Annotated in this window: 9 protein-coding genes; 2 read left to right on the top strand and 7 right to left on the bottom strand. The window is 63.7% G+C overall.

The window, feature by feature from the left end:
* Window positions 1-4: 4 nt before the first annotated feature.
* Window positions 5-1,771, bottom strand: a complete 1,767-nt coding sequence (gene ricT / locus MTP16_RS08280; protein WP_243518063.1) for a regulatory iron-sulfur-containing complex subunit RicT — start codon at window positions 1,769-1,771, stop codon at window positions 5-7.
* A gap of 387 nt (window positions 1,772-2,158) precedes the next feature.
* On the opposite strand from ricT, the gene MTP16_RS08275 reads away from it, so the two are divergent.
* Together MTP16_RS08275 and MTP16_RS08270 are read left to right on the top strand one after the other, a co-directional pair.
* Window positions 2,159-2,968: a M57 family metalloprotease gene (locus tag MTP16_RS08275; RefSeq protein WP_243518061.1), complete on the top strand. Its 810-nt coding sequence runs from the start codon at window positions 2,159-2,161 to the stop codon at window positions 2,966-2,968.
* A gap of 159 nt (window positions 2,969-3,127) precedes the next feature.
* Window positions 3,128-3,937, top strand: a complete 810-nt coding sequence (locus MTP16_RS08270; protein ID WP_243518059.1) for a M57 family metalloprotease — start codon at window positions 3,128-3,130, stop codon at window positions 3,935-3,937.
* A gap of 132 nt (window positions 3,938-4,069) precedes the next feature.
* Here the strand turns inward: MTP16_RS08270 and MTP16_RS08265 are convergent, their stop codons facing one another.
* From MTP16_RS08265 to MTP16_RS08240, 6 genes are all read right to left on the bottom strand, one after another.
* Window positions 4,070-6,595 (bottom strand): S8 family serine peptidase, encoded by a 2,526-nt coding sequence (locus MTP16_RS08265; RefSeq protein ID WP_243518057.1) that lies wholly within the window; start codon window positions 6,593-6,595, stop codon window positions 4,070-4,072.
* 927 nt (window positions 6,596-7,522) lie between these two features.
* The gene (locus MTP16_RS08260; RefSeq protein WP_243518055.1) at window positions 7,523-8,632 is read right to left on the bottom strand and encodes an NHL repeat-containing protein; all 1,110 of its coding nucleotides are present in this window, start codon (window positions 8,630-8,632) and stop codon (window positions 7,523-7,525) included.
* A 148-nt stretch (window positions 8,633-8,780) separates the two neighbouring features.
* Window positions 8,781-9,947, bottom strand: a complete 1,167-nt coding sequence (locus MTP16_RS08255) for a zinc-dependent alcohol dehydrogenase (RefSeq protein WP_243518053.1) — start codon at window positions 9,945-9,947, stop codon at window positions 8,781-8,783.
* A gap of 114 nt (window positions 9,948-10,061) precedes the next feature.
* Window positions 10,062-10,955 (bottom strand): hypothetical protein, encoded by an 894-nt coding sequence (locus MTP16_RS08250; RefSeq protein WP_243518051.1) that lies wholly within the window; start codon window positions 10,953-10,955, stop codon window positions 10,062-10,064.
* A 118-nt stretch (window positions 10,956-11,073) separates the two neighbouring features.
* Window positions 11,074-11,856: a UDP-2,3-diacylglucosamine diphosphatase gene (locus tag MTP16_RS08245; RefSeq protein ID WP_243518049.1), complete on the bottom strand. Its 783-nt coding sequence runs from the start codon at window positions 11,854-11,856 to the stop codon at window positions 11,074-11,076.
* A 161-nt stretch (window positions 11,857-12,017) separates the two neighbouring features.
* On the bottom strand, window positions 12,018-12,668 hold the full coding sequence (locus tag MTP16_RS08240) for a LutC/YkgG family protein (protein WP_243518046.1): 651 nt from the start codon (window positions 12,666-12,668) through the stop codon (window positions 12,018-12,020).
* Window positions 12,669-12,696: the final 28 nt, after the last annotated feature.

Below are 12,696 nucleotides of genomic sequence, written 5' to 3'. Positions count from 1 at the left end.
CGGGCTAAGAACCGGCCGGCGTGGGTGCCGCCGGAGCAGGGGCGCCGCCTTCGCCTGCGGGGCCCCGGCCGCCGCGGCGGTTGCGGCCCCCGCGGCCTTCGCGGCGCTCGCCACTGCCCTCGGCGCGCGGCTCGGAGCCTTCGCGGCGGGGCCGGGGCTCGCCGCCTTCAGCGTTGGGCCGGCGGTTGCGGCCGCCTTCGGGGCGGGGCTCAGCGTTAGGCGAGGCACCACCGTCCTTGTTGTCGGCACGCGGCGAGTCGGCCCGCCCGCGGCCGCCGCGGCGGTTGAGCGGGCGGGCGGCGGCCCCACGGCGGCCGCGCTGCTCGGGCACGTCGCCCAGGGCGGGCACGGGATTGTCAGCGTCGCCGGGGCCAGGGCTGGTCATTTGCTCGGGCGGGCGCGGACCGCCGGGTGCGGCACCGGTCGGGCGTCGACCATCGCGGCCGGGGCGGCCTTCCCGGCCCTCGCGGGGCGGACGGCCCTCACGCGGCTCGCGGGCTTCGCGCGGCTGTTCGGCGCCGGGCTCCTGGGCGGCGCGTGGCTCGCGCTCGGGGCGAGGCGCCCGCGGCTCGCGGGGCTCGCGCCCTTCGCGGGGGGCGCGGGCTTCGGAGGCTTCGCTGGAGGCGGCTCCTTCTTTTTCGCCCTTGCCTTTTTTGCGCTTGCTGCGCTTGCTGCTCGATTTGATTTTGTCGTCGAGGCGGTCGAGCGAGCCTTCCACAATGGCCGATACTTCGGGCTCGGGCGCTTCTTCGCGCGGGGGCAGCAGGCTTTCGATTACCTCCCCGCGTTTGTTCATGTCCAGCAGCTCGCGCACGCGAGCCGTGTCCAGCATCACCCAGTTGTTGTCGCCCTTAAAGGCAAACCACATGCGGCGACGGAAAATGTCGGTTTTCTGCAGGAAAGCCTCGCCCTTGCTGGTTTTCAGGGGGCGCTGCACCTGTGGAATATCCTTGAGCGCATCGAGGTAGGCGTCGAGCTCGTAGTTGAGGCAGCACTTGAGGCGGCCGCACTGGCCAGCCAGCTTCTGGGGGTTGAGGCTGAGGTTTTGGTACCGCGCGGCGGTGGTACTCACCGTTTTAAAGTCGGTGAGCCAGGTGGAGCAGCACAGCTCGCGCCCGCAGATGCCGAGGCCGCCGATGCGGCCCGCCTCTTGGCGCAGCGAAATCTGGCGCATCTCCACGCGCACCCGGAACTCGTCGGCCAAGCGGCGGATGAGCTCGCGAAAGTCGACCCGGTCTTCGGCTGAGTAGTAGAACAGGGCGCGGGTACGGTCGGCCTGATACTCAACGTCGCTGAGCTTCATGCGCAAGCGCAGCTCGCTCACCACGGCGCGGGCCCGGAACATGGTGCCGGTTTCGAGGTCTCGCACGGCCTGCCACCGCTCCTCGTCGTCGGGCGTGGCAATGCGCAGGATGCTGCGGATTTCCTTTGAATCCGTGGGCACTTTCTTTTTGCGCATCTGCAGGCGCACCAGCTCGCCCTTGAGCGAGACGTGGCCCAGGTGCCAGCCCGAGCCGGCGGCATCCACCACCACGGCGTCGCCCGTCACGAGGGGCAGGCGCAAGTCGTTGCGCATAAACTCCTTGCGGCCGCCTTTAAATCGCACCTCGACAATATCAAACCCGGCAAACGAGTCGGGCACCTCCACGTCTTGGAGCCAATCAAACACATTGAGGCGGGTGCAGCCGGAGCTACAGCCCCCCTTGGAGCCGCAGCCGCCTACTTTGGTGGTGCCGCAGCCCCCACCGGTGGAACAAGTTGAACAAGCCATCTGGCTGAGAATATATAGTTGAGGGAAAACGGCGTCAGCGCCCGGTTTTCCACGAAAATTCGGTTACTAGCAAAGATACACAATTAGTACAGGGCTCTTCCGGCGAGTACTGGATGGTGGGCAAACCAGTCCCGCCGGGCACCGCGCGCCTTCAATAACAACCGCGCGAACATAACGCGTATGATTATTACAATAGTTTATTACACTGACACTTACAAAATTTTGTCATTTTATTCAATAAAAGCATCGAATAAATGCCTCTATTCATCATAAATAGCCTTTTACTTAAATTATTTGTAAGCGCAACTGTAATATATAATACAATTCGTAATTGGCGCCCTATATATTCGCCCATCCTTCACCAAATCTTCACACCACAAAAATCCTATGAACAAGTTCAAACTTCTCCCCCTCATTGCGCTGACCGGCGCGGCTCTATCCGTCGCATCGTGCAGCAAAAAAGAAGAAGCGGCCGTGGCTACCCCCGAAGCCGTTTCGCAAGAAGTGAAAGCACAAATCCAGGCCCTGGGCTTTGGCACCCAAGACGTGAAAGCCGTGGACGGCGGCTACGTGGTGGAGGGCGACATGCTCCTGACCAAGGAGCTGTTGGCCAGCGCCCCCGGCTACGCCACCCTGCGCGTGGGCGACGTGGAACAGTACCGCACCACCAACCTGGTAACGGGCCTGCCGCGCGTGCTCACCGTGAGCATCAGCAGCTCGTTTCCGGCGGCCTATGTGTCGGCCATCGACGAGGCCATCCGGCGCTACAACGCCGCCAATCTGCGGGTGACCTTCCGCCGCGTTTCCTCGGGCGCCCAGATGCCGGTGAAGTACTCCTCCAACCTGGGCCCGGGCGTGCTGGGCCAGTCGGGCGGTTTCCCCAGCGGCGGCAACCCCGCACCGGGCTTCACGCTGGTGCCCAATGTCATCAACAGCTCGAACATTAACTACATTGCCACCATCATGGCGCACGAGATGGGCCACTGCATCGGCATGCGCCACACCGACTACTACAACCGCGCCTACAGCTGCGGCGGCAGCGCTTCCAACGAGGGCGCCAGCACGGTGGGTGCGGTGCTCATCCCCGGCACGCCCTCCACGGCTGAGCCGAACTCCTGGATGCTGGCTTGCGTGGGCAACGGCGTGAACCGCCCCTTCACCGCCAACGACCTCACGGCCCTCAACTACATCTACTAGCTCTGGCTGGTAGTACCATCCTTGAAAGGGGCTTGACCAGTACGCGTCAAGCCCCTTTTAATTACCACAGCATTTCATGGCAATTGATGATATTTTCACAAATATTTTTGTATATTGTCATTGAATTTTCACAATACCCACATTCTTCTTACCATTCTTATGATGACAAAAAATCTGTTTGCTGCTGGCCTTTGCCTCGCTTCGGCACTTGTTTTTTCCTCTTGCTCGAAAGAAAAAGAGTCCGTTTCTAAGGCTGAAGACCTCTCGACGGAGGTGCTGGGCCAGATTAAAGCCCTGGGCTTCGGCACCGACGACGTGCGCGCCGTGGACGGCGGCTTCGTGGTGGAAGGCGACATGTTGCTAACCAAAGAAATGCTGGCCAGCGCCCCCGGCTACGGCACCCTGCGCGTGGGCGACGAGGAGCAGTACCGCACCACCAACCTGGTGACGGGCCTGCCGCGCACCCTGACGGTGAGTCTGTCGAGCCAATTTCCGGCGGCCTATGTAGCGGCCATCGACGAGGCCATTCTTCGCTACAACAACGCCAACCTGCAGCTGCACTTCACCCGCATCACCACCGGCACCGCCGACCTGCCCGTGAAGTACTCGGCCGACCTGGGCCCGGGCGTGCTCGGGCAGTCGGGCGGCTTCCCCAGCGGCGGCAACCCCGCGCCGGGTTTCACGCTGGTGCCCAGCGTGATTAACAGCACCAACACCAACTACATCGCCACCATCATGGCGCACGAGATGGGCCACTGCATCGGTATGCGCCACACCGACTACTACAACCGCCAGTACAGCTGCGGCGGGCGCAAGGCCAACGAAGGCGCCAGCACAGTGGGCGCCGTGCTCATCCCCGGCACGCCCTCCACGGCCGAGCCCAACTCTTGGATGCTGGCCTGCGTGGGCAACGGCGTGAACCGCCCTTTCACCGCCAACGACCTGACGGCCCTCAACTACATCTACTAACCGCGGTTAGTAGCGCCAAGCTAAAGCCCCGGCTCGTATGAGCCGGGGCTTTTTGCTTTGGAAGTTTTTATGTAACAGCTGCTTCAGGGACAGCGCCGGCAGCACGCCCCCGGCCAACCAGCCGGGGAGCCCCTACTGCACCACCACCCGAATGATTTGCGTGGCCTGGCTCGCCGTCTGCACACGCAGCAGGTAGAGGCCGGGACGCAAGCCATCGGTTTCAAGCATATTAACCTGTCCCTCAACCGTGGCTTCCCGCTGGAAGCGGCCCAGCGAATCGTAGAACCGAACCGTGACCGCGCCGGCCGCGTTGGAAACCAACTGCAGCGGCTGGCCAGCGGCCACGGGGTTGGGGTAAGCCTGCACACGCCCGGCTTGCAGCAGGAAGGCTTCCTCTACGTTGCTGTAGAACTGCTGACCGGCCAGGTTGTCGAGGCGCACGCGGTAGCGGTAACGGGCAGCGGTCGGCGGCTGGTCGGTGAAGGCGAAGCTGGGACGGATGACCGGGCTGATGGCTTGCACGGCCTCAAAGCTACCATCGGGCCGCTGACGCTCCAGCGTGGCCGTTTTCAACCCGTACACCGTGCCGAGCACCACATCGAAGCGAATGGTTTCATCGACCAGCTGCCGGGCCAGGAACGAGCGGAAATAACAGGCGGTGCCCTGTGTGGTGTAGTTGATGGTAGGGCCCGGCTGGCCCACGCGCCCGCCCACAATGGGCGCCACGGCGAAGTACAGCGCCGACAGCTGCGCGCGGCCGAGCACCACGGCCGTATCGGCCGTTTGCAGCAGCGGCTCCAGATACGCCGAGCCTAGCTGGTACACCTGGTAGCGGGCCACGCCCGGGAGGCGCGGCCACTGCAACAGCGCCTCCTCGGGGCAGGCGTAGCCCACCTGCAGGGCCGGGGAGCGGGCAATGGTGAAGGTATCCGACACGAACTCGCTGCCGCCGCTCACCAGCCGCAACTGGGCCAGGGTGGCGGTGTCGGGCACTGCCCAAGTGGTGCTGAGCGAGTTCAGGGCTACCGATGAAGCCAGCACGCGCCAGCCAGGCCGGCCCACGGGGCGGTACTCGAGGCGGGCGGTGGTGCCGACGGGTCCGCTCCATTGCCAGCGCAGCGCAGCGGAGCCGGGGCGCAGGTTGTCGGGCCGCACGGGCCGCGTCCAGACGAGGCTGGGGGCACTGAACTCATAGGCCAAGCTAAAAGCCTGTGGGCCTTGCGGCACGGCGTAGCCACGCACGTGGAGCTCGTAGGAGCCCGCGGCGGGCAGGCTGAGGGTGATTTGCTCAGCGTTGTTGCGGTGGTCGGGGCGGCGGCGGGCGGAACGCGCCAGCGAGTCGGCCCGGGGAAAGGCGCTGAGCGTCCAGGGCAGCCAGCGCTGGCCAGTGCCCACGGCCACCAGCTCTAGGTCGAGGTCGTTGACGAGGGCCGTGGCGGCATTGGCGGCGCCAGCGGGGTCGCTCCACACCAGTGTCGCCTTTAGCTGCTGCTGGCCGGCAGGCACCACAAGGCGGAACACCTGGTCGGCGCCCTGAGCGGCGCTGCCGCTGAAGAAGCGGCCGGCGCGCATGGTTTCCACCGCCCCCAGCGCATCGAGCTGGCCGAAGCCGCTGGCGTAGTCAACTTCGGTCGCGCCCAGGTCATCGGCGCTATTCAGGAGGACGGCCTTTACGAGGGCGGCGGGCGGCAGGGCGCCGGCGTGCTGGTCGCGGTACTGCTGCTGCAGCAGGATGCTGGTGCCCGACACCAGCGCGGCCGCTTCGGAAGAGCCGCCTTCGCCGTAGGCCACCAGCTCGGGCTTGAGGCGGCCATCGTAGGCCGGGCCGCGCGAACTGAGGGCGGCCACCTGCCCGCTGGGGTCGGTGGCGCCCACGGTCAGGGTGTTCTTCGACATCTTGAACTGCCCGCTGAGGTTGGCGAAACCAGCCAAGCCCTGGTAGGGGCCGCTGGCGCTGGCCGCGGTGCCCACGTTGCCCGACGAAAACACGTGCAACAGCCCGGGCAGCTGCTGGGTTTGTTGGTCGTAGGCTTGAGCTTCAAGCCCGTAGTAGTTTTCGATGCCCACGCCATAGGAATGGTTTTGCACCGATATGCCCGCTTGGGTGAGCTGGGTGGCATCGTCGGGCAACAGGCGGGCGAAGTCGGAAGTGGCCAAGCGCACGCCCCGGGCCGCACCCCGGCCCAGCGCGTCGGAGTTGCCAGCTCCGCCCAGCAGCGTGGCCATGGCCGTGGCATGGTCGGAGGCAGGCTTGGCAAAGGTGCTGGGGTTCACGGCGCGGCCTTTCAGGTCAATGTCGTCGGGGTCGAAGGCGCCTTCCTTCACCGAAGCGGTGAGGCCCTGCCCAGTAAGGCCAGGAAAACGGGCGTGCACCGCCGAAATCGCATTCACCGATATATCGGAGTTGCTGAGGCGGCGCTCCTCGTGAGCGCGGCGGTCGGCCACGTCCACGAATTCCACACCGGGCGCGGCGGCCAGTTGGGCCGCCGTAAGGCCGACCACGGTAAGCGTGCTGCCGTCAGGGCCCAGCTGGTTTAGCCGGGCAGCGGGCTGGTGCTGGTGCGCCCATTGCCGGAAGGCCGGCCCGTTGGTCACGCGCACGCGCAGGGGGCGCGGTACATCGGGAGCCGTTTGCAGGTTGGGGGCAAGTTTAGCCAAGGGCAAGGACCGATTTATCGGGCTCGGGGTTTGGGCCGTGAGTAGCTGCGGCAAAAGCAGCAGTGCTAATGTCCAGCAGCTTGGCGGCAGTCCAACAACCTTCCGGCAGGCAACAAAATTGTCCTTTTTTGGCCTCATGCGGTAAACGAAATGGGACAGAAAAACAGCTTCAAATGCTTAAACTCAAAGATAACCAGCAAACACCTCGCATACTTCCCATCTTCTGCCGTTGACTGAGCCCGGGAAGTGATGGAAACCCATCGTAGCAGTGTCGGCGCTAATGGATGATGCGGGTACAGCGGTTGCCATGTCGGTATCGTAAAAGGCACCATCGGGGCCGACGGCTACGCCGGTTAGGCCATTCAACGGCAGTTCCAGCATATCGTCGGAGTTAATAAGGAAAACGGCCCGAGTGCCGGCCTGCATGGCGACCCGCCCGCTCAGCGTGACGCGGCAGATGCAGCCGCTGCCGGGCTCGCTCACACATACCATGCCCGTGGCGCCAGTGGCTGCCACCACCAGGCCCGCCGGGTCGAAGAAAGCGACTGGCAGGGCGGCGCTATCTTATACAATTGGTTACTGGGTAAGCTTTTGACCAACAGCACGTCGCCTGACCCTAAGGCAATAGCCGCCGGTCATGGGTCCATGGGCCATCGGTCGCCGTCGTTGGGTGGGCCGCCCTGACTAAACCACAGCGACTGCGCCCGGCTTCAACCGCGACGTGAGCGGCGAGCTGGTGCTGCCGGGCTTCCGGCCAAATCTGCGGCCGCTGCGGCAAGCGGGCTAATTACAAGAAGGCTGAATGCCAGAACCGCGCCGCACCCTTGCCCACGAAAACGCAACAACCAAACCGGCCGGGATTTTTTTAGGGCCCATAGCCACCAGGCTTTGACGGAACAAGCTCCGCGAGCGCGGCAAAGGCCGCCCCTATTTTATCATGCGCACGCTGTGGTTGCTCCCGTCGGTCACGTAAAAGGTACCGCGGCTGTCCACGGTCATTCCGTTCACATAGCCAAAGGTGGCCGCGGCCCCGATGCCGTCGGCATTGCCTTCGGTTTTGCTGCCCACAAACATATCCATGTACCGGGCGGCCAGCGCGATTTTTATCACGCCCCTGAACGCAGCAAAATAGACGTCGCCGTTTGCATCTACGGCGATGGGGCCGTGGGGCAGCACTTCGGGCATCGGGTTAAAGTCGTCGTAACGGTCGCGGCCGGCCAGGGTGCTCACCTCGGCCGTGGCGAGCACGATTTTACGAATCCGCTCGGTCTCCGCCACGTACAAATTGCCCTGCCCGTCCAGCGCCAGGCCATTGGGTTTATCGAAAGTGGCGTCGGCGCCAATGCCGTCGTGGTGCCGGCTCTCGTGCGAGCCGCGGCCCGCCAGGGTGGTTACCTCGCCGGTGGCCACCACCACCTTGCGGATGGCATTGGCTTCGGCATCGGCCACGTAGAGGGTCCCGTTGTTATCCAAAGCCAAGGCGCTGGGCTTGTAAAAGTTGGCGCGCCGGCCGCGGCCGTTTATCTGCTCGCCGTGGGCTTCCTTGTTGCCGCCCGCCAGGGTGGTCACGGCCCCGGTGGCCACCACCACTTTGCGAATAAGGCCGTTTTCCTCGTCGGCCACGTAAAGGTTGCCCTGCCGGTCCAGGACCATACCCGTTAAACTACCGAAGCGGGCGGCTGTGCCTACGCCGTCGGCGTCGCCAAATGCGTCTTTGCCGCCGGCTAGCGTACTCACCTCGCCTGTGGCCACCGTCACCTTGCGAATGCGGCGATAGTCGGCCACGTAGAGGGTACCGCGCCCATCCGACGCCAAGCCTTTGAGTACGCGAAACTCGGCCGCGCCGCCGCGCCCGTCGCTGAAGCCGCCGTAGTAAGGCGAACCGTCGGTGTTCTTGTGCGTGCCACCGGCCAGGGTGGTCACCACACCTCCATTGGCCGGGGCCAGCGGCACCGGCGGCGCCATTATAAACGAGGTGGCCGGGGCGCCAAACAGCCCCGCAGCCAAGACAGAAGAAACAAAGGAAAAACGACGCAACGCAACAAGAATAATTGGCTGCAACGGAGCAGCAGAGACGAATATAAGGTCTTGAACTGCTCCACAAACCGGCGCTATCGCCCACAAAAACGCCCCGGCCGTCTTGGCCGGGGCGTTTCTAATACTTAACCCAATTAAACCAACGGGTCTACATTCCCGGCTTCAGCACCACTTTGGTGCAGTTGTCTTTTTTGTGGCGGAAGATGTCGTAGCCGTGGGGCGCCTGCGAAAGCGGCAGGCGGTGCGAAATAATGTCGTCGAGGCGCACGTCGCCGTCCGACACGTGCTTGAGCAGGCGGTCGATGTGCTTGTGGGCCGGGGCCTGACCGGCCTGGATGATGATGCCTTTGTCGAAAATCTGGTGGATGGGGAAGTTGTCGTAGGGCGAGGAATACACGCCCAGAATCGACACGAAACCGCCCCGGCGCACGGCGCTGAAACAAGCCAGCATCACCTTGTCGGAGCCTTTCTCAATGTTGATGACGGCCTTGGCGCGGTCGGCCAGGTTGCGGTCGGGCTCAAAGCCCACGGCTTCCACCACCACGTCGGCACCGTAGCCACGGGTTTTGCTCCGAATTTCGTCCACCACCTGGTCGTGGCTTTCCCACAGGATGCCTTCGGCGCGCGCAGCCTTGGCCGCCAGGTTGAGGCGGTATTGTTGGGTGTCCACAATCATCACGCGCGAGGCGCCGCGCAGCCAGGCCGATTTGGCAGCCATGATGCCCACCGGGCCGGCCCCGAAAATGGCCACCGTTTCGCCGCCCTTCACGTTGGCCCAGTCGATGCCGGAGTAGCCCGTGGGGAAGATGTCGGTGAGGAAAAGCACCTGCTCGTCGGTCAGGTTGTCGGGCACTTTGCGGGGGCCGTAGTCGGCGTAGGGCACGCGGGCGTACTCGGCCTGGCCGCCGTCGTAGCCTCCGTAGAGGTCGGTGTAGCCGAAGAGGGCACCGCCTTTCTCGGTCATCAGGCCGCCTTCGGGACCGTAGTGCTCGGGGTTGGAGTTTTCGCAGTGGCCGGGCAGGTCGTGGTCGCAAAACAAGCAGTGGCCGCAGGCAATGGGAAACGGCACCACCACCCGGTCGCCGCGCTTCAGGTTTTTCACGCCCTTGCCCACTTCCTCCACAATGCCCATAAACTCGTGGCCCAGCGTCATGGGCCGGGGCTGCGGAATGCTGCCGTTGTAGATGTGCAGGTCGGACCCGCAGATGGCCGTGCTGGTGACGCGGATGATGGCGTCGCGCGAGTCCTGAATTTCGGGGTCGTCAACGTTGTCGACCCGCACGTCGCGGGCACCGTGAATGCGTAGAGCTTTCATGAAAAGGAGGTTGGAAGTGGAAAGGAAGAACTTCCTTCCCTAACGGCCCCACTTTCCCAGGGGTTACCGCTGCCTGCCACCTTCCTCAAATAATCTCAGCCTTATGCTCAGGTATTATAGCTGATAGACAGCTACACCGGCGGCCGTGAAAATATACCCGTACGTTTCGCCCACCAGCACCTGCCGCACCCCCGCCGGGTCGAGGCCGGCGGGCAGCGGCACGCGGCGTTCGGTCAGGTTGTAGAGGTGGAAGAAGTGCAACGCCCCGGCATCGAGGTAGTACAGCTCATCGCCCCGGAAGCCAATGAAGCTGAGCCCGGTGAAAGGGAGCTTTTTCTTGTAATTGCCGAGGTTGTCGAATACGTAGATGCCCGTGCTGCGGTCCACCAGGTAAATGTTGTTCTGGTACTGGCGCAGGAAGCGGAAGTCGGGCCGGGAGCGGCCTATCAGCAAGTCGAGCGGGGTGTTCTGCACCATTCGCAACGCGTTGGGGTCGAAGGCGCGCAGCACAAGGTTGCTTTCATCGAGCAGCCAGATGCGGTTGTCGGGCGCGAGCGTGGCTGCCCGCACGGTGCCCTCGAGGTAGTCGGCCAGCCGCACCTCGCCGATGAGCGCCAGAAACCTATCGAGCAGCACGAGCTGCTGCCGGTCGTCGTTGAATACCAGCGTGGTGGTCACGTTCCAGGCTTCTACCTGGGCGGCGTGGCCGGGCTGGGTGGGCGCGTAGGTGTTCAGGGGCAGGCCCTCGGGGCCGTACTGGCGCAGGTTGTTGTCGGCATCGGCCACGTACAGCGCCCCACGCCGGTCCAGCGAGGCAGCGCCCGGGTTGCGCAGCTTGATGTCGCGCAGCAGCTTCCAGGGCGCAGCGGTAGCGGCGGGGCTAGCGTCGGCCGGAGGTATTGGCGCCGGCGTTATGGGCGAGACTACTTGCTGCGAAGCAGGAGCCGTGGAAGCGGCGGAAGGAACGGTGACCTGGGCGTGAGCAGTGGCGGCAAACAGTAAAGCCAATACGAAGTAAAGGCGCAATATTTTGCGCCTCTTCGTTGAACGGTGACGTGTGAGCGGTGACGCCACAACGATACCGAAACGGCGCGAACGACGAGGCGCAACATGTTGCGCCTCTACCTCACTGTTCAAAATGCCGCAAAGCCAGCTTGTTGCCATCATATACACCATAGCTGCAATAATTGACCCATTCGCCGAGGTTGATGTAGCGGCTGCCGGGCCCCACCTCCACGTCGAGCGGCAGGTGGCGGTGGCCAAACACGTAGTAGTCGTGGTGAGAACGGGTTTCGACCTCGCGGCAGTATTGCAGCAGCCATTCTTCATCGCCGAAATACTTGGTGTCGTCCTTGCCGGCCTGCATGCGGCTGCGGCGGCTCCACTTATTGGCTAGGCCGATGCCCAAATTGGGGTGCAGCCGCGCAAACAACCACTGCGCAATGCTGGAGGTGAACACCTGCTTCAGAGCCTTGTAGCTATAGTCCTTAGGCCCCAGCCCGTCGCCGTGCCCGATGTGGAACAGCTGGTTGCCAATGCGCTGCGACACTTCCCGGCGCAGTACCGGGATGCCCATTTCCTGCGTGAAGTAGCCAAACATCCACATGTCGTGGTTGCCGGTGAAAATAGTGATGGGCATGCCCGCATCCGTCAGCTCGGCCAGCTTGCCCTGCAGCCGGATAAAGCCCCGCGGCACGGCGTGCTTGTATTCAAACCAAAAGTCGAACAAGTCGCCCAACAGGTAAATGGCCGCCGCGTCCTGCGCCACCTCATCCAGCCAGCGCACAATGCGCCGCTCCCGCGCCAGCGATGCCGCCGCATCGGGGGCACCCAGGTGAAAATCGGAGGCGAAGTACACCTTTTTGCCGGGCGGCAGCGCAAGGTCGGGCAGGGTATGGGGTTGCTTCATGTAATGGTAACTGTCATTGCGAGCGCAGCGAAGCAATCCGTCCTGTTCTCAGCGACCAGCCCTAAAATGTGATAAAGTTTTGCAACAAAATAAGCTTGTTACAAAAGAAAGTATCTGCCTCAGACAGGACGGCTTGCTTTGCTCCGCCTCGCAATGGCAGACTACTCTGCTTCCTCTTCCAGCAAAAACAGCGCAATGCGGCGCGGGCCGTGTGCTCCCAACACCAGCGTTTTTTCGATATCGGCCGTGCGGCTGGGGCCGGTGGTGAGCGATACCATAGAGGGCAGCTGCGCACCGTAGCGGCGCTGCATCAACTGCAGCGCGTCGCCGATTTCGGCCACTACCTGGCTGGGCCGGGCCAGCACCAAGTGTTGGTCGGGGTAGATGCTCAGGCGGCGCCCGCTGGCCGTGGCGGCCGACACCAGCACGCTGCCCGTGCGCGCCACCAGCGCCTCGCAGGAAGTCAGGCCCAGGTCGGCTTTCTCAATAAACTCGGTTTCATCGGCCCGAAACGCCACCCCGGCTTTGTAAAGCAGCGCCTGCATTTCCGGCTCCCACACGTAGGGCACGCCCACCTGCTGCCGCTGTTGGAAGCCTGCCACCTGCGCCGCCAGGTGCGGCAGCGACTCGCAGTAGTAAAACTCCCCTCCTACCCGCTGGAAGCTTTCGGCAAAGGCCACCACCGGGTCGAGGTTGTTCAGCGGCGGGTGCACGGGCGTGGTGAAGTCGGGCCGGGGCGGCAACGGCGCCGGCCCCGCTGCCAGGCCCTGGCGGATGCGGGCCAACACGGCATCGCGGGAAGATTCAGACATGCAGCAAAAGTACCGGAGGGGAAAATAA

The organism is Hymenobacter monticola, assembly GCF_022811645.1.
Taxonomy (GTDB): domain Bacteria; phylum Bacteroidota; class Bacteroidia; order Cytophagales; family Hymenobacteraceae; genus Hymenobacter; species Hymenobacter monticola.
This window is presented reverse-complemented; position numbering and strand designations above follow the sequence as displayed.